Consider the following 16725-nt stretch of genomic DNA (forward strand, 5'->3'; position numbering starts at 1 on the left):
GCGCTCAGTCCCGATAGCTCGGATCGATCCGGTCCAGCTTGCGCAGCAGCGCCGGCCACTCCATCACGCCGTAGGGGCGCCGCGTGCCGGGCTGGTAGTTGTTCCAGGTTTCCTCGAGCACCTGCTGGCCGACCTGCTGCAGCGGCGTGTTGCACGACATCGCGCCGATCTGGGCGCGGCAGGCCAGTTCGAGCCGGTGCATCCAGTTGAAGGCCTCGCCGACGGTGTTGCCGACCGTCAGCGCGCCGTGATTGCGCAGGATCAGCGCCTCGCTCTTGCCCAGGTCCTCGATCAGCGAGGCCTGTTCCGCGGTATCGAGCACCACGCCCTGATAGTCGTGGTAGCCGATCTTCAGGAAGCGCATCGCGGTCTGCGTGAGGGGCAACAGCCCGCATTCCAGCGCGGACACCGCCATCGAGGCCCAGCTGTGGGTGTGGATGACGCAGGCCACTTCGGGGCGCGCCGCGTGCACGGCGCTGTGGATCACGTAGCCGGCCTTGTTGATGCCGTAGTTCAGCGCGCCGAAGTCGGGCTTGGCGAGGATGTTGCCGTCGTGATCGACCTTGATCAGGCTCGATGCGGTGATCTCCTCGTACATCATGCCGTAGGCGTTGATCAGGAAGGCGCCTTCCTCGTCCGGCACGCGCACCGAGATATGGTTGGCCATCATGTCGGCCATGCCATAGAGCTCCACCAGCCGGTAGCAGGCCGCGAGATCGACGCGCGCCTGCCATTCGGCATCGCTGCAACGGTCGCGCATCGAGGGGATGTTCAACACGCCTGGTTTGGTCATGGTCTTTCTCTCCTTGTGTTCGTTCGATCGATCGTTCGATCGCCGGACTCAGTCCGACCCCAGCGCCAGATCGCTGGGCCGGCGTTTTTCGATATGCCATTTCAGCAGCGCGGCGCTGCGATAGATGCCGTGCGCGAACTTGCCGTAGGGCAGCGTCAGGAACAGCGCCATCACGATGCCCAGATGCACCGCCAGCAGTGCCGCCATTGCGCCCGTATCGCGCCAGGCCAGCAGCGCCAGGCCGCTCGCGCTGGTCAGGAACAGCAGCGCGATGAAGCCGCGGTCCATCGGACGCTGGTCCGGGTCGCCGGTGCGCGGATCGCGGCGCAGATTCAACCACAACAGTCCCGCCGGACCGATCAGCAGGCCGATGCCGCCCAGCGTGCCGAGCACCACCGGCAGGCTGGTATACGCATACGGCGCGTGCAGGCCCAGCGCATAGTGGTAGAACGTCGCCACGGTCGTCGCGGCGAAGCACAGCATGAAGCCGTAGAAGGTGAAATGGTGGAAGCGCCGGCGGGCCAGCGTGAAGGCGTCGTCCTCGTTGTTGCAGCCCTCGCCGTGGCCGCCGTCGAGATAGCGCAGGCGCAGCGCGTCATTGGCGGCGCCGGTCGCGGCCGCGGCGCGCGATTCGCCCGGCCGCGTGCCCGGGGAGACCTGCCGCCAGAAGCGCGTCACGCCCACGCCGAGCGCCACGATCGCGAACAGGAAGACGACGCCGAACATCGTCGCCAGCAGGTTGTGCGGGAAGATCGCGTAAAAATTGCCGGCCAGTGGCTCGTGCCACAGGCCGCCGCCCATCGCCACCGCCATCAGCAGGAACAGCGCGAGACCCGCGGCCAGCGCCAGCGCGGTCGCCAGCCCGGCGCGCCGGTACAGGCCGCCCAGCGCGGCAGGAAACGCGTAATCGCCATAGGTCTGCACGCGGACCTTGGCCATCGCCTGCGGAATATTGACCGCGAACTCGTGCGGCGGCGCGTACTGGCACGCATGAAAGCAGGCGCCGCAGTTGTGGCACAGGTTCGACAGGTAGTGGATATCGGCCTTGCCGAATTCGAGCCGGCGCGTCATCGCCGGGAACACCGCGCAGAAGCCCTCGCAATAGCGGCAGGCATTGCAGATCTGCAGCGTTCGCGCGACTTCGCTTTCGTCGGCCGTCAGGGGCAGCGCGGCCTGCGCCAGCGCCGCCGCTTCGCGCGTCAGGGCTTCAAGATGTTGCATGTTGCTGTTCCAGAGATTCGGTGCGGGGCGCCGCGGCGGCGCCCCGTTGTGCGGCGGCGGCCCGCGCCGCCTGCGTGCCGGCGATGCGGCCGAACGCGGTGCCGATCGACATGCCGACCCCCGCCGTATAGCCCTTGCCCAGCACGTTGCCCGCCATCATTTCGCCGGCCACGAACAGGTTTGCGCTGGGCTTGCCGCCGAAATGCACGGCGGCCTTGTCGTCGACCTTCAGGCCGAGATAGGTGAACGTGATGCCCGGGCGCAGGGCATAGCCGTAGAACGGCGGCGTGTCGATCGGGCGGGCCCAGTGCGTCTTCGCGGGCGCGAGGCCCTCGGTATGGCAGTCGTCGAGCACCGTATGGTCGAAGGTGCCGACGCGGCAAGCCGCGTTGTAGTCGCCGACGGTGCGCATGAAGGTGGCCTCGTCGAGGCCCAGCTTGCGCGCCAGCTCGGGCAGCGTGCGGGCCGTGACGCCGGGAAAGACCGGCGGCATGAAGCGGCCGATCGCCTTCGCGTCGATGATCGAGTAGCCGATCTGGCCGGGCTGCTGCGCCACCAGACGGCCCCAGATCGCATAGCGCTTGGGCCAGAAGTCCTCGCCCTCGTCGTAGAAGCGCTCGGCGTTGGCATTGAGCACCACGCCCAGCGAGACGCAGTCGATGCGGGTGCAGATGCCGCCGTCGTACAGCGGCGCGCGGGCGTCGATCGCCACGCAGTGCGATTGGGACGGATCGCCGATCGCGTCCGCGCCGGCGTCGATCATGTACTTGAGCAGCACGCCCTGATTGAAGCGCGTGCCGCGGATCAGGAAATTGTCGGCGGGCCATTCGCCGCGCTCGTTCTGGCCCCAGGCCTCGCGCAGCCATTCGCGGTTCGATTCGAAGCCGCCGGCCGCCAGCACGCAGGCGCGCGCCTCGATGCGCTCGCCGCCGACGCGCGCCGCGACGAAGCGGTCTCCGTCAAGCTCGATCGCATCGACCGGCGCCTCATAGCGGATCTGCACGCCCAGCTTCTCGGCGCTGCGGTAGTAGGCATTGACCAGCGCCTTGCCGCCGCCCATGAAGAAGGCGTTGGTGCGCGCGACATGCAGCGCGCCCGACAGCGGCGGCTGGAAGCGGACACCATGGCGGCGCATCCAGTCCCGGCAGTTCGACGACGCGCGGATGACCAGGCGGGCCAGGTGCTCGTCGGTGATGCCGCCGGTCACCTTCAGCAGGTCCTGCCAGTATTCCTCTTCGGGATAGGCGTCGACCAGCACGTCCTGCGGCGCGTCGTGCATGCAGCGCAGGTTGCGGGTGTGCTGCGAATTGCCGCCACGCCATTCGCGCGGCGCGGCCTCAAGCAGCAGCACGGAGGCACCGGCTTCGCGCGCCATCAGCGCGGCGCACAGGGCGGCGTTGCCGCCGCCAATGACCAGGACGTCGATCATGCGGCGTCCTCGGATGAGGGCATGGGGAAGAAAGGCACGGTTCGGTCTTGTCGATGTTTGACGCGACTCTACCGATACCTGGGGGCCCTGCTAAGGCGCCGGACGGAATGGGGGCTTCACGATTTGTGAAGGGTACGGCGGGGAGGCGCCGCCGGGCGTTTCAGCGCTGGGCTCGGCACACCTGGAGCGCACGATGTACCGTCCCCGATATCCGCTTCTGGTCGGCTTCCTGGTCAGCTTTCCTCGACATTGTATTTGGCAGGACCGGACACTAAGCTCGTCGTACGCATGCATGTCGGCGCAAGCCCGGAGCGGCTTGCAACCCACCACGACTCACTACGGAAGAGGAGTCGACGACATGAACATCCTACGGCGATGGCCCAGGATGGCGCTCGCATGCGCCATGCTTGCGGCCCTGACAGCATGCGGCGGCGGCCACGACGATGACGACGGCCCCGAAGCGGCACCTACCATCCAGCTGCTTTCCTCCTCACCCGATCACGTGACCGGCGGCAACGCGTTGATCGACATCACCGTGCCGCGCCAGATCAAGCTGGACCGCCGCCCGCTGCGGATCGAACTCAACGGCAACGACGTGACGCGGGAATTCCGCCCGCTGCTGGACGATCTTCGCCATCTGCAGGCCGTCGTGACGGGTCTGCGCGATGGCGAGAATACGCTGACGGCCAAGATCGGCCGCGAAACGGCCACGCTGAGAATGACCAACTACCCGATCACCGGCCCGGTGATTTCGGGGCCGTGGCAAACGCCGTTCATCTGCCAGACCGAGAGCTTCGTGCTGCCGGACGGCTCGCGTCTCGGTCCGCCGCTCGATGCCAACTGCAGCGTGGCCACGCGCGTGCATTACGTCTATCAGAAGAACACCGGCGGCGCGCTGGTGCCGATGCCGAGCACGACTTCCCTGCCCACCGATGTCGCCAGCACGACGACGCTCGACGGCCGCACCGTGCCCTTCGTGGTGCGCGTGGAAACCGGTACGGTCAATCGCGGCATCTACCAGAACGCGGTGCTGCACGACCCCACCAGGGAGTCGGCCCCCACGCCGCTGAAACCGCCGAAGGCATGGAACAAGCGGCTGATAGCGGTAGAGGGCTTCGGCTGCCCGGGCGGCTGGTACATCCAGGGCGCGGCGCAGGGCAACATCTCGGTCGCCGGGTTCGACTTCACGCTGCTCAATGTCAGGCGGCTCGGCGAGGGCTACGCTACCTTCGCCAATACGCTGCAGCACGCGTCGAACAACTGCAACGCGGTGCTGGCCAGCGAGGCGGCGATGATGTCCAAGGAGGCGGTAATCGAGACCTTCGGCGTGCCGGTCTTTACCGTCAGCGCCGGCTGCTCGGGCGGGTCCTATGGCAGCGCCCAGCCCGCCGACCGCATTCCCGGCCTGTTCGACGGCGTGCTGATCGCCTGCACCTTCCCCGACCCGCTGTCGATCGCACTGTCGGGCTCGGATGGGCACCTGATCACGCACTACATCATGGGGAATCCCAACGCGCTGACCGATGCGCAGATCGCCGCGGTGACCGGCTACAAGAGCCGCAAGGCCTTCGAGGACGCCGCCAATCAGGCGGGACGTACCGATCCGGCCCCCGCGCGCCAGGATTATCCGGGCTATGTGTCGGGCGTGTTCAACGCCGCCGTGCCGCAGGAGGTGCGCTATCACCCGGTCAATAACCGGACCGGTGCACGGCCGACCGTGTACGACGCCGCCAGGAATATCTATGGCATCGACAAGGCCACCGGCTTCGCGCTGCGCCCGTTCGACAACGTCGGCGTGCAATACGGACTGGCGGCGCTCAACGGCGGAGGGATCACCGTCGATCAGTTCCTCGACCTGAACGAGAAGGTGGGCGGCTACGACCAGGACGCGAACTACGTCCCGGCGCGCTCGCCAGGCGATCTCGGCGCGATCCTGCGCGCGCAGCAGTCGGGCCTGCAACTGGGCGGCAACGGCGGACTGGCGACGATCCCCGTGGTGGACGTCACGGGCGTCTATAACGAGGACACGGCCTACCACTACCAGTGGTTCCATTTCGCGCTGCGCGAACGGATGCTCGCCGCCAACGGCGATACCGCCAACCACGTGATGTGGCGCGGCAATCCGGTGCCGGCCGATACCGCCTGGGACATGTTCATCCGGTGGGTGGCTGCCTACAAGGACGACAAATCGCAGGCGCCGCAGAGGCAGCGGGTGGTCACGCACAAGCCGCGGGATGCGGTGGACGGTTGCTGGCGTTCGCAGACCGATTTCGTCGCCGAGCCGCAGACCCTGAGCAGCACGCCGGACACGACCTGCAATTCGCTGTTCCCGTCGTGGACCGCGCCCCGCATCGCAGCCGGCGGCCCGATCGCCGGGGACGTGATGAAATGCACGTTGAAGCCGGTCAATCCCGCCGACTACAGCGTGCCCTTTACGCCCGACCAGCTGAACCGCCTGCGCGCGATCTTCCCGACCGGCGTCTGCGACTGGACCCAGCGCGGGGTCAACCAAACGGGCGTGGTGCCGAATGGATCGTTCGGCCCGTCGCCGGTGAATCTGGTGTTTGATATTACGAAGTCTTGAGATTGGCGGTAAGTACGGGAGCGGGGCCAGTTCGGCCCCGCTTCCCTACCGCGCCGCGTGCGAGGCTATCGAGTGCTGGCCGAAAAGGCCATGGATGAGCGCACCACCCTCCGCCTGGAGGAAAGCGGCTACGGGAGGATTCCGAGCCGAATCTTCATCTTGATCTCTCCCAGCCAATCTTCCCTGTAATGCCGAGCTAGGCGACCGATCTGCCCCGGCGTGGCGCCCGACGTTCGAGCAAGATGTTCGAGCGACGTCAGCGAATCGATCCAGCCGAGACGACCCGTCGCGACGATCGCCGCCTTGTCCGCCGTGGACAGCAGGATCAGGGCTTGCGGCAGCAGCTTGTTCGCGTGCAGCCAGGCGAGCAAATGCAGCTCTCCGTCGTCCAGGGTTTGGCAGTGAGGATAGGCCAGTACCAGGTCGACCAGTTCGCGCCTGCCAACGGCATGCCTTCCACTCAAGCCGGCGACCAGGGCGCTGCGGTCCACCGGAATACGCCGGGGATCCGAAAGATCTCCGGTAAGCGCCTCCTCAATACACTTCTCTACCGTTTCAATCGCGTAACGCTCGCAGACGGCGAACCAACATCCCGTCCGGAACGCTTCCAGGATGATGTTGGTGTCGACGAACACCCTGACCTTCGCCATGCGATGCCGGTCCTCATAGCTCGAACGGTGCCGGCAACGAATGCTCGGCGAACAGGTCGTTCAGCATCGGCAGGCTCATGCCCATTGCCTTGGCCGCCTTGCGGGCAGAGAGTTGGCCGCGGTCGATGGCTGTGTGAAGCATGCTGACGAAGCTGTCCGAGAAGCGCTTTGGCTTGCGACCTGCACTGGATCGTTGACGCTCTTTGCGCAGTCCTTCCCGCGTAGCAGCGTCGATACGCTTCATGTTGTACAGACGCCAGGCCAGCGCAATGGGACAAACGCGCAATTCGGCGGCGACATCGACTAGATGATCGATATCCGAGCATCGCCGCGGGTCGATCAATTGCTGCAGAGACTGGCTCGGCATCAGCAGCGCCGCGGCGAAGTTGTCCGCAAGCTGCTCGATGCGTTTTGCCCTGCCCCGGGCTTCGAATGAGTTTGACTCCCGGTGGTCGGGTTTCATGGCGTCCCATGTCAATGCATGGAACAGTTCATGAGCGAGGTCGAAGTAGCGGCGAGCCTCGGATTCGTTGCGATTGATCAGGATCACGCCGAGGTCCTGCAAATGACAGGTCGCCCCCGAAATGGAGTCGCCCCTGGGTGTTTCGACGGCGTCGACAAACAGGACCGGGATATCCAGATCCCGCTCGATACGCTCGGCAAGCCGCTCAGCGGGCACCATGCCCAGGTCCAGCGCGGAGACCAAGGCTTCGGCGCGCGCGATGGCATCCTCGAACGATGACTGCGCGCTCAGGCGCAAGCTGTGCTTGAGTGGATTGGTGCCGCCGCGCTGGCTCTCGCGTAGCCAGCGCAATAAACCGATCCATTTGCCGGCGCTCGATTCAAACCCATCGAGCTCTTCTTCCGGCACGCTCGGGGCCGCTCGCCAGGAAAACTGAGCCTCGCCCGCGACGGCGAATGGATCGAGAAAAAAATCGACGTCGCGGTCCAGCAGTTCGGATATGGCCAGGATCTCGTCGGACTTGAGGGCGCGCTTGCCGTTTTCGATGTCCGACACCGATTGGCGGTCGTTCAGGCCGAGAGCCTGGGTGAGCTGATCCTGTGTCCATGCCTTGGCCTCGCGTGCCGCCTTGACCCGATAGCCGATCAGCTTTTGCGAGATTCGTTCAAACATCGTCACCTCCCCGGGGAGAAAGCATTCTATTCTTGCGCATGGCGTTTCGCAAGATATTCATGCAGAACCAGGATCGCAGGACGGACTAGCACCGCCTTTCCGATGAGATTGAGCGGTTCCATGGCCGAGGCAACGTACGGGGTGCTATCGTCGGCACTTGGCATCCCGTGCCACACCCAGACATTGTTGGAAGGAGACAACCTTGAAGCCACGCATCACGTGCCTGGCGGCGATTGCCTTGATGGCGAGCGCCGCGGCACACGCCGCCTATCCCGAACGCCCCATCAAACTGATCGTGCCCTTCCCGCCCGGGCAGGCGACCGACATCTTTGCGCGCGCGCTCGGCGAGCGGCTCGGCAAGCAGCTGGGGCAATCGGTGGTAGTCGAGAACCGCGCGGGCGCCGGCAGCAATATCGGCATGGAACTGGCCGCTCGCGCCGCGCCGGATGGCTATACGCTGGTGATGGCCGGCAGTGCGATGGCGATCAACCAGACGCTGTACGCATCGATCGGCTACGATCCGCGCCGCGATTTCCAGGCGATCTCGGGCGTGTTCTCGGTGCCGCTGGTGTTCCTGTCGACGCCCGCGTCCGGCATCACGTCGCTGCGCGATCTGGTGAGCAAGGCCAAGGCGGCGCCGGGCAAGCTGAGCTACGCGAGCGCCGGCATCGGCGGCACGCAGCATCTGTCGGCCGAGATGCTGAAGGCGCGCGCCGGCATCTTCATGGTCCATATCCCGTACAAGGGCAGCGGCCCCGCGCAGGCGGACTTCCTCGGCAATCAGATTCCGGTGATGGTCGACTCGATCACCGCGGCCTTGCCGTTGATCCAGTCGAAGAAGGCGGTGCCGCTGGCCGTGACCGCGGGCAAGCGCGTGCCGCAGCTGCCGAACGTGCCGACCGTGCAGGAGCAAGGCGTGCCCGACTTCGAGGCACTGGGATGGGCGGTGCTGATGGCGCCGGCCGGCACGCCGCCGGCCATCGTGTCGCAGCTCAATGCCGAAACGGTGAAGGCGCTGCAATCGCCGGAGCTGCAGAAGTTCATCGTCGACCGCGGCTCGGAGCCGATGCCAATGTCGCCGGAGCAGACCGCGCGCTTTGTCGACAGCGAGATCCGCAAATGGTCGACGGTGGTCAAGCGTTCGGGCGCGAAGGTCGATTGAGTTGGTCGTCTCCCGTGCGCAGGCAGGGGGGACGGCTGCACGGACGCGTCGTCCCGCCTGCGCGGGGGACGACGTGGCGTCGTTACCGAGGCCTCTGCCCTGGCCTTCCGGCGCAAGTCAGAGGAACCACGACCACCTGGGCTTTCAGGCGCCAGTCAGAAAATCGACGACCGCCTGCGTGAACCGCTCCACCTGCTGCAGATTCGACAGGTGGGCCGCCTCCAGTTCTACATAGGACGCGCCCGGAATCGTCTCGGCCATATAGCGGCCGTCGGACGGCGGCGTCGGAATATCGCCCGAGCCCGCGATCACCAGCGTCGGCACCGCGATCCGATGGATGTCGGCGCGCAGATCGTTGTCGCGAATCGCGCGGCAATTGGCCGCGTAGCCGGCGGCATCGGTCGCGCTCAGCATCGCGCGCAACTGCTGCACCCGTTCCGGATGCGCGGCGGCGAAGTCCGGCGTCAGCCATCTGTCGACGACCGCGGCCGCGATCGACCCCACCCCATCGCGCTCGACCGCCGCGGCGCGGTTGGTCCAGTTCTCCGGCGGGCCGATGTAGGCCGCGGTATTGCACAGCACCAGCTTGTTCAGCCGCGCTGCGTGGTTCAGGCCCAGCCACATGCCGGTGATGCCGCCCATCGACAGCCCACAGAAATGCGCGCGCTCGATCTGCAGCGTATCGAGCAGCGCGATGACGTCGCCACCGAGCTGGGCGACGCTATAGGGGCCGGCAGGCACGGACGAGCGGCCATGGCCGCGCGTGTCGTAGCGCAGCACGCGGAAATGCTGCGTGAAGGCCGCGATCTGCGGCTGCCACATGTCGAAGTTGGTACCCAGCGAATTGGACAGCACGAGCACCGGCAGGCTCGGGTCGCCATCGAGCTGGTAGTGGAGGCGAACGTCGGAAAGGTCGGCGAAGGGCATGGCAGAAGCGGTTCTCAGCGGTTCTCAGCAGTTGTCGGCGGTACCCAGCGATTCTCGGTGATGCTCGGTGATGCTCGGCGATTCGCGGCGGTACTCGGGACGACGATCGATCGATGCCCCGCGCGGCGCGGGAAAGCGCCCACACGGAGCGACACAGACATCAGTTCTGCGCGATCGCGGAACCGTGTTGCGCCAGCGGCGTGACCTTCATCTCCATATACGGATACAGCGGCAGCGAGGTCAGCAGCGTATGCAGCTCGTCGTTGTCCTTGACGTCGAAGATGCTGACGTTGGCGTACTGGCCCACCACGCGCCACAGGTGGCGCCACTTGCCTTCGCGCTGCAGCTGCTGCGAAAACGCCTTCTCGTCGGCCTTCAGCTTGTCGACGGCCTGCGGGTCGGCCGAATGGGGAATGCGGACGGTCATTTCAACCATGAACAGCATGGCGATCTCCTTGTTGTAGCGGTACGGTGAAGAGAGTAAGCGAGGTCATACCGTGGCGATCGGCGTCACGGGCGAGCCCATCGCGCCGGGCAGGCGCAGCGGCGGCGCGGTCAGGAAAAAGCGCGAACGCCTTTCTGCGCGCAGGCACGCGGCGAGATCGCGCAGATACCACAGCTCGCCCAGTGGCAGACCCAGCTTGAACAGGCAGTGATGATGCAGCGGCAGCATCGGCACCGCGCCCTGCCCCGGCGCCGGTGGCCGGGCCGGAAAGCGTTCGACCGCGTAGTTGTCGGCGGCCAGCGCGGCGATGCCCGCATCGGTGATCCATTGCAGCAGCCGCTCGTCGCGGCCATCGAGCGCGCAGCAGCTGTGATGCAGCGCGTGCGCATCGGGCCTGCCGCCCATCTCGAGCACCATCTCGGCGAAGCCGGTGCGCAGCACCAGGATGTCGCCGGTCTCGACGGCGACCTGATCGGCGTCCATCACGCGCATCAGGTCGTCGTAGCCGACGGTGCGGAAATCGCGGCCAAAATGCTCCGCCAGATCGACCAGCACGCCCCGCCCCTGCACGCCATGCACGGCCAGCGTCTCGATGCCCAGCGCATCGGCGTGGCTATGGTCATGCCCGCAGGGATGCGCGGCGAAATCATCGGCCTCGGCATAATCGACCGGCCCGACGATCTCCGCATTGGGCCGGAAACCGTTGTAATAGACGCGTTCCGCCACCCCATCGCCGTCGGCATCGAACAGCGCGCCGACGTGGGCCAGCGAGTCCCACTGCGTCGAATACTGCAGCGACAGCAGGACCTGGTCGTCGCTGAGCACGTCGAGCGCATTGGCATCGACCCTGGCCAGCGGGAAATTGACGTACGGAATGTCGTCGCGATAGGTGGGCCGCAGCACCGGCGGATGCCGGCGCACGTTCAGCGCATTGCCACCCGGCAGATCGAGCGGCAGCGACAGGCAGAACGTGCGGCCGCTGCGGATCTCCTGCGCGGCGGCGCGGATCTTGTCCGCGGTGATCAGGTTCAGACGGCCGAGCTGGTCGTCGGCGCCGAAATCGCCCCAGTTGGAGCCTTCCGGCCGTTGTTTCCATCGCATCGGGGATAGCCTCCGGCACGGACGCGCCGCGGTGCCAGCGCCGATGCGCCGGCCCGCGCGGTCCGATCGATCGGGATGTCAGTCAGAGACAGCAGACGCCATCGAGATAGGCCTTGCGCCAGCGCGTGATCCGCACTTCGGCGAACAGGCCCGCCTGATGGAAGGGATCGGCTTCGATCAGCGCCTGCGCGGCCTCGCGGGTCTCGACATCGACGATATAGAGACCGCCGCCCGCATCGCTGCCATCGTCGTTCAGCTTGGCACCGCAGGCCAGCAGCAGCGACTTGTTGGCTTCGAGGAAGTCCAGATGCGCCGGCCGCTGGGCCTTGCGCACGTGCTGGTGGTCGGGCTTGTCGAAGGTCTCGATGATGTACGGCATGGTGTCTCCTGTGTTGTCGTTGGCAAAGCGCGGTGACCGATGGCCAGACCCGGATCGTCAGATCTGCGCGCCCCACGCCAGCATGGCGACGATGTAGATCAGGCCGACCCAGAACATCATGATCACGGTGTAGCCCATCACGTCCTTGAGCTTCAGCTTCGACAGCGCCAGCGCCGGCAGGATCCAGAACGGCTGCACCAGGTCGTTCCAGGCATTGCCGAGCATCACCGACATCGAGGTCTGCGCGACCGAGCTGCCGATTGCCTTGGCCGCATCGATCATGAACGGTCCCTGGATGACCCAGTGGCCGCCGCCGGAGGGCGCGAAGAAGTTGATGAAGAACGAGCTGACCAGCCCCCAGAACGGCAGCGTCTGCGGCGTCGCGATATCGACGAACACGCGCGAGATGGTGTCGACCAGGCCCGATCCGGCCATCACCGCCATGATGCCCGCATAAAACGGATACTGCAGGATGATGCCCGAAATCGTCTTGATGCCCTCGTTCAGCTTGGCCACATAGTTGGCCGGCGTGCCGAGCAGCAGCACGCCGATGAACAGGATCAGGAAGTTGATCAGGTTCAGGTCGAGCGTGCCGCCCTGCGTGAAGTACAGCCCCACGTAGGCCAGCCCGCAGACACCGATCACCAGGCTGAGCAGCCGGCTGTTGTTCATCCGCGTGGCCAGCGTGTTCTCCAGCCCCATGCTGTGGCCGCCGGCCGCACTGCCCTGCTCCGCGCGCGTTTCGGCTTGCGCATTGATTTCGGTCACGTCCTTCGGATCGCGCGGATGCAGCATCGCGTTGAGCAGTGGCAGCGTGATGATCACCGCCAGGCTGGTCAGCAGCATCGGCGTCGAGAAGATCGTGTCCTTCAGCGCGATCACGCCCATCAGCTTTTCCATCGGATGACCCGGCGTGGAGATCAGCACCGGGATGCTGGCCGACAGGCCGAGGCCGTACAGCGTGAAGCCGCTGTAGGCCGCGGCGATGATCAGCGGATAGTGGACGCCCTTGACCCTCAGCGCCAGCTTGCGCGCGACGATACCGCCGATCACCAGCCCGAAGCCCCAGTTCAGATAGCTGCCGATGCCGCCGACCAGCGTGGCGACGATCACCGCGCCGCGCGGCGTGGCCACGCGTTCGACGATGCGGTCGAGGAAACGGTCGACCAGCGGCGCGGTCGCCAGCACGTAGCCCATCGCGAGGATCACGGCCATCTGCGTGGTGAACGCCAGCAGGTTCCAGAAGCCCTTGCCCCATTCCAGGATCACGGCGGGCGCGGCCTGTCCCTGCACCAGCATGGCCATCACCATGCTGAGCAGCGTCAGTCCGATGGCAAAAACGAAGGGGTCCGGCAAATACCGGCGCATCAGTTCAGTAAAGAACCCGGCGACCTTGCTCAAGATCTGTCTCCAAAAACGTGCCGAAAGGTGTCCGCGTGTTGCTGCGCTAGTGCCGCATTTCGAACTAGCGTTCTATATACGAACACATTGGCTATAGGACGGGGATCGTAGAGGCGTGTTTACGCAAGGTCAAGTCAATGAAGAGCAGGATTGAATCGGTTTTCGCAATAACGGAAGCGGGTCAGTGACGAACGGGCCATTGCTGCGATGCGGAATAACGACACGGTGACCGGGACTTCGGTCTTACTCTTCTCCAGGCCGGCGCTTGTCGCGCCGCAGCATGCCGGAGCACGAAGCCGGGTTACCGGCGCGCTATCGCAACCCCAGCATCCTCTCGATATCGAGCATCAGCGCGCGCAACTGCGGCCCGGCCTGCTTCTCGATCGCCGCGAAACTGCCCTGCGCGGCCGGCACGCCGCAGTTCAGCACGAACAATTGCGAGCCGACCGGCTGGCACATTGGCACCGCGAAGCCGTAGACCTCGGGACGCCATTCGGCGCGGTTGGCGCAGTAGCCTTGCCGCTCCAGGTCGCGGCGGGCATCGGCCAGGCGCGGCTGTGCGCGGGCGAAGGCGTCGGGGTCCTGCAGCCGCAGCTGATTCAGCACCGCATCGCGTTCGTGCGCCGGGGCGTGGCTGAGCCACGCGCGGCCGATGGCGGTGGACAGCATCGGCAGCGCGGCGCCGATCTCCGGCGTCACGATCAGGCTGTCGGTCGAGCGCGCGGTCTCGACATAGATCATCTGCGTGCGATCACGGATACCGAGCGATACCGCGCCGCACAGCCGGTCCGCCAGCGCCTTCATCAGCGGCCGCGCCAGCTGGCGCAGATGCATGCTGGCCAGCAGCGGATAGCCCATCGACAGCACCGCCGCGCCGAGCCGGTATTTGCGCAGCGCCGTGTCGTGGCGAAGATAGCCCAAGGCTGTCAGCGTGTGCGTCAACCGGGCAACGGTGGTCTTCGACAGCCCGGTACGCTCGGCGAAATCGCGATTGCCGAGCATCGCATCGCCGCTGTCGAAGGCCAGCAGGATGTCGATGCCGTTGGCCAGCGTGGCGGCGAACTGCCGGTCCTTGTCGGCCGGCTCGTTGGAGCGCGGCAGGGGCTGCGCCGCGCTGGCGCGGGAACCGGGCCGCGAGCCGGCGCGCACATCGGAACGCTCGCCCGAGCGCGCGTCGGTCCGCGAGTGGGAGCGCGAGTCTTGGCGCGACTCCGAGCGCGAGCCGGAGCGCAATCCAGGGCGCGAGTCAGAGCGCGAGCCAGGCCGCGTCATCGGCTCCTCCTCAGCGCGGCCTCGACCTTCGCGACCATCCTCAGCAGCCGAGGCCCCATCTGCCGCTCGAGCTTGCGCGGGGTCATCCGCACGCCGAGCACGCCGCAGTTGAACACCATGACTTCCCCATCGATACGCGTCGGCAGCGGCGCCGCCACGGCATGGATGTCGCTCTGCCATTCGCCGCGCGAGGTACAGAAGCCGAACTCGGCCATCTCTTCCCGGGCGCGCCCGAGCGCGGACGCCTGCCGCCGGAATTCCGCCGGATCGGCCTTGCGCAATGCCGCCAGCACCGGCGCGCTTTCCCGCGGCAACGCCGTGCACAGCCAGGCGCGCCCGATCGCGGTCGGCAGCATCGGCAGCGTCGCGCCGATATCGGGCCGGAACGCCATCGCGTCGTGGCCGCGGCTCGTCTCCACGTAGACCATCTGCGTGCGGTCGCGCAGGCCCAGCGACACGGAACCGTCGATCTCGTCGGCCAGCTGCTTCATCAGCGGCCGCGCCAATTGCCGGATGCGCAGCGTGGCCAGCAGCGGGTAGCCGAGCGCCAGCGTGGTCGATCCCAGCCGATAGCGGCGCAATTGCGCGTCGTAGCGCAGCAGGCCGCGTGCCGCCAGCGTGTAGGTCAGGCGGCTGACGGTCGCCGGCGACAGGCCGGTGCGCTCGGCCAGTTCCTTGTTGCTGAGCACGCTGTCGCCGATGCCGAAGCACTGCAGCAGCGACAGGCCGTGCGCCAGCGTGGTGGCGAAGGCGGGATCGGGATGATGGGGGCGTGGAGCCATCGGCGGCGCTTCGGGAGGTACGGCAACAAGAGGCGGCACGCCGCGCGCATCGCCCCACTGGCCTCGATCATAGCGCGCCGGGCCAGCCTGGCAATGGCGAGTTGTTCAAGATAGCGAAACAACGATCCACTATTTCCGCCCGCATTGCTACGCTGCCTTCCACTCCGATGTCGGACCGCGGGGCATGTCCCGCGCTCCACCGCCAACCCAAACAGGAAGCCATCACGATGATCCGAGACCCCGAGACCTACCCCGCATTCCTGGCGCAGCTGCGCCGCTTCGTGCAGCAGCGCCTGGTGCCGCGCGAGGCCGAGGTGGCATCGCGCGACGAGGTGCCGGCCGACCTGGTCAAGGAGATGGCCGACATCGGACTGTTCGGCTTCTCGATTCCGGAGACCTACGGCGGTGCGGGCATGACGACCGAGGAACTGGTGCTGGCCGCGATCGAACTGTCGCAGTGCTCGGTGGCCTTCCGCGCGCGCGTCGGCACCAATACCGGCATCGGCTCGGAAGCGCTGGTTGCCGATGGCACGCCAGAGCAGAAGCAGCGCTATCTGCCGCGCCTGGCGAGCGGCGAGATCACCGGCTCGTTCGCGCTGACCGAGCCCGAGGCCGGCTCGGATGCAACGGCGCTGACCACGTCGGCGCGCCGCGATGGCGACCACTATGTGCTCAACGGCACCAAATGCTTCATCACCAATGCGCCGATCGCCGGGCTGTTCACGGTGATGGCGCGCACGGATCCCGAGACCACCGGCGCCTCCGGCATCTCGGCCTTCCTGGTCGAGCGCGGCACGCCGGGCCTGAGCACCGGGTCGGCCTACCGCAAGATGGGGCAGGAAGGCTCGCCGGTGTCTGAGGTCCATTTCCACGATTGCCGCGTGCCCGCCGCCAACCTGATCGGCGGCGTCGAGGGCCAGGGCTTCCGTACGGCGATGAAGGTGCTGAACAAGCAGCGCATCCATCTGTCGGCGCTGTGCATCGGCCCGGCCATCCGCATGCTCGACGATGCGATCCGCTTCGTCAGCACGCGCAAGCAGTTCGGCGAGCCGCTGTCGAGCTTCCAGCTGGTGCAGGCGATGATCGCCGACTGCCAGACCGAAATCCACGCGGCCCGCGCGCTGGTGCTCGAGACCGCGCGCCAGCGCGACCGCGGCGAGGACGTGACGATGCAGGCGTCGATCTGCAAGTACTTCGCCTCGGAGATGTGCGGGCGCGTCGCCGACCGCTGCGTGCAGATGTTCGGCGGCTACGGCTATATCGCCGACTACGGCATCGAGCGCTTCTATCGCGATGTGCGGCTGTTCCGCCTGTACGAGGGCACCAGCCAGATCCACCAGCTCAATATCGCCAAGCGCACGCTGGCGCAGGCCGGCGCTTGATCGGCGCTTGATCGGCGCTTGATCGCACGCTTGATCGGACATTGGATCCAGCGGCCCGGCCG

At 66.5% G+C, this 16725-nt stretch carries 15 protein-coding genes; 3 read left to right on the forward strand and 12 right to left on the reverse strand.

Going from position 1 to position 16725, the window contains the following annotated elements:
• Positions 1–4: 4 nt before the first annotated feature.
• From KZ686_RS16270 to tcuA, 3 genes are read right to left on the reverse strand one after another with little or no spacing between them, the layout of a single operon-like run.
• Positions 5–793 (reverse strand): class II aldolase/adducin family protein, encoded by a 789-nt coding sequence (locus KZ686_RS16270; RefSeq protein WP_149318221.1) that lies wholly within the window; start codon positions 791–793, stop codon positions 5–7.
• A gap of 48 nt (positions 794–841) precedes the next feature.
• Positions 842–2014: a tricarballylate utilization 4Fe-4S protein TcuB gene (gene tcuB, locus KZ686_RS16275; protein ID WP_265634224.1), complete on the reverse strand. Its 1173-nt coding sequence runs from the start codon at positions 2012–2014 to the stop codon at positions 842–844.
• Complete coding sequence (gene tcuA / locus KZ686_RS16280) at positions 2001–3443, reverse strand: FAD-dependent tricarballylate dehydrogenase TcuA (protein WP_226105419.1); 1443 nt, start codon at positions 3441–3443, stop codon at positions 2001–2003. The genes tcuB and tcuA overlap by 14 nt, the downstream gene beginning before the upstream one ends.
• Before the next feature lie 193 nt (positions 3444–3636).
• Between tcuA and KZ686_RS16285 the strand changes: the two genes are divergently transcribed.
• The gene (locus KZ686_RS16285; protein WP_265634230.1) at positions 3637–6027 is read left to right on the forward strand and encodes a DUF6351 family protein; all 2391 of its coding nucleotides are present in this window, start codon (positions 3637–3639) and stop codon (positions 6025–6027) included.
• A gap of 128 nt (positions 6028–6155) precedes the next feature.
• On the opposite strand, the gene KZ686_RS16290 is transcribed toward KZ686_RS16285, so the two are convergent.
• Positions 6156–6677, reverse strand: coding sequence for a hypothetical protein (locus KZ686_RS16290; RefSeq protein WP_226105415.1), 522 nt, complete (start codon positions 6675–6677; stop codon positions 6156–6158).
• Positions 6678–6690: 13 nt separating this feature from the next.
• Positions 6691–7812 (reverse strand): XRE family transcriptional regulator, encoded by a 1122-nt coding sequence (locus tag KZ686_RS16295; RefSeq protein ID WP_226105414.1) that lies wholly within the window; start codon positions 7810–7812, stop codon positions 6691–6693.
• 241 nt (positions 7813–8053) lie between these two features.
• Here KZ686_RS16295 and KZ686_RS16300 point away from each other — a divergent pair, with 241 nt between their 5' ends.
• Positions 8054–8974 carry a tripartite tricarboxylate transporter substrate binding protein gene (locus KZ686_RS16300; RefSeq protein WP_226106274.1) on the forward strand — a complete coding sequence of 307 codons (921 nt, stop codon included), beginning with the start codon at positions 8054–8056 and terminating at the stop codon, positions 8972–8974.
• Positions 8975–9118: 144 nt separating this feature from the next.
• Here the strand turns inward: KZ686_RS16300 and pcaD are convergent, their stop codons facing one another.
• The 7 genes from pcaD to KZ686_RS16335 all read right to left on the reverse strand — a co-directional run bounded on the left by pcaD (position 9119) and on the right by KZ686_RS16335 (position 15281).
• Positions 9119–9901, reverse strand: a complete 783-nt coding sequence (pcaD, locus tag KZ686_RS16305) for a 3-oxoadipate enol-lactonase (protein ID WP_226105412.1) — start codon at positions 9899–9901, stop codon at positions 9119–9121.
• A 160-nt stretch (positions 9902–10061) separates the two neighbouring features.
• Complete coding sequence (gene catC, locus KZ686_RS16310; RefSeq protein ID WP_149318216.1) at positions 10062–10346, reverse strand: muconolactone Delta-isomerase; 285 nt, start codon at positions 10344–10346, stop codon at positions 10062–10064.
• Positions 10347–10391: 45 nt separating this feature from the next.
• Positions 10392–11447 (reverse strand): cyclase family protein, encoded by a 1056-nt coding sequence (locus tag KZ686_RS16315; RefSeq protein WP_265634235.1) that lies wholly within the window; start codon positions 11445–11447, stop codon positions 10392–10394.
• Between the two features lie 82 nt (positions 11448–11529).
• Positions 11530–11826: a YciI family protein gene (locus KZ686_RS16320; RefSeq protein ID WP_149318214.1), complete on the reverse strand. Its 297-nt coding sequence runs from the start codon at positions 11824–11826 to the stop codon at positions 11530–11532.
• A gap of 57 nt (positions 11827–11883) precedes the next feature.
• Positions 11884–13227: a short-chain fatty acid transporter gene (locus KZ686_RS16325; protein WP_149318213.1), complete on the reverse strand. Its 1344-nt coding sequence runs from the start codon at positions 13225–13227 to the stop codon at positions 11884–11886.
• 312 nt (positions 13228–13539) lie between these two features.
• Positions 13540–14499 carry an IclR family transcriptional regulator gene (locus KZ686_RS16330; RefSeq protein ID WP_407648582.1) on the reverse strand — a complete coding sequence of 320 codons (960 nt, stop codon included), beginning with the start codon at positions 14497–14499 and terminating at the stop codon, positions 13540–13542.
• Entirely contained in the window at positions 14496–15281 is a 786-nt protein-coding gene (locus KZ686_RS16335; protein WP_265634237.1) for an IclR family transcriptional regulator, read from the reverse strand. The genes KZ686_RS16330 and KZ686_RS16335 overlap by 4 nt, the downstream gene beginning before the upstream one ends.
• 227 nt (positions 15282–15508) lie before the next feature.
• Here KZ686_RS16335 and KZ686_RS16340 point away from each other — a divergent pair, with 227 nt between their 5' ends.
• The gene (locus tag KZ686_RS16340) at positions 15509–16663 is read left to right on the forward strand and encodes an acyl-CoA dehydrogenase family protein (RefSeq protein WP_265634239.1); all 1155 of its coding nucleotides are present in this window, start codon (positions 15509–15511) and stop codon (positions 16661–16663) included.
• The last annotated feature ends 62 nt before the right edge of the window (positions 16664–16725 follow it).

This window comes from Cupriavidus cauae, from assembly GCF_026210475.1.
GTDB lineage: Bacteria > Pseudomonadota > Gammaproteobacteria > Burkholderiales > Burkholderiaceae > Cupriavidus > Cupriavidus cauae.

Excerpts from the sequence above, each read along its gene's own strand:
- KZ686_RS16270 (WP_149318221.1), bottom strand. The coding sequence starts at position 793 with ATGACCAAACCAGGCGTGTTGAACATCCCCTCGATGCGCGACCGTTGC.
- tcuB (WP_265634224.1), bottom strand. The coding sequence starts at position 2,014 with ATGCAACATCTTGAAGCCCTGACGCGCGAAGCGGCGGCGCTGGCGCAG.
- tcuA (WP_226105419.1), bottom strand. The coding sequence starts at position 3,443 with ATGATCGACGTCCTGGTCATTGGCGGCGGCAACGCCGCCCTGTGCGCC.
- KZ686_RS16285 (WP_265634230.1), top strand. The coding sequence starts at position 3,637 with ATGTACCGTCCCCGATATCCGCTTCTGGTCGGCTTCCTGGTCAGCTTT.
- KZ686_RS16290 (WP_226105415.1), bottom strand. The coding sequence starts at position 6,677 with ATGGCGAAGGTCAGGGTGTTCGTCGACACCAACATCATCCTGGAAGCG.
- KZ686_RS16295 (WP_226105414.1), bottom strand. The coding sequence starts at position 7,812 with ATGTTTGAACGAATCTCGCAAAAGCTGATCGGCTATCGGGTCAAGGCG.
- KZ686_RS16300 (WP_226106274.1), top strand. The coding sequence starts at position 8,054 with ATGGCGAGCGCCGCGGCACACGCCGCCTATCCCGAACGCCCCATCAAA.
- pcaD (WP_226105412.1), bottom strand. The coding sequence starts at position 9,901 with ATGCCCTTCGCCGACCTTTCCGACGTTCGCCTCCACTACCAGCTCGAT.
- catC (WP_149318216.1), bottom strand. The coding sequence starts at position 10,346 with ATGCTGTTCATGGTTGAAATGACCGTCCGCATTCCCCATTCGGCCGAC.
- KZ686_RS16315 (WP_265634235.1), bottom strand. The coding sequence starts at position 11,447 with ATGCGATGGAAACAACGGCCGGAAGGCTCCAACTGGGGCGATTTCGGC.
- KZ686_RS16320 (WP_149318214.1), bottom strand. The coding sequence starts at position 11,826 with ATGCCGTACATCATCGAGACCTTCGACAAGCCCGACCACCAGCACGTG.
- KZ686_RS16330 (WP_407648582.1), bottom strand. The coding sequence starts at position 14,499 with ATGACGCGGCCTGGCTCGCGCTCTGACTCGCGCCCTGGATTGCGCTCC.
- KZ686_RS16335 (WP_265634237.1), bottom strand. The coding sequence starts at position 15,281 with ATGGCTCCACGCCCCCATCATCCCGATCCCGCCTTCGCCACCACGCTG.
- KZ686_RS16340 (WP_265634239.1), top strand. The coding sequence starts at position 15,509 with ATGATCCGAGACCCCGAGACCTACCCCGCATTCCTGGCGCAGCTGCGC.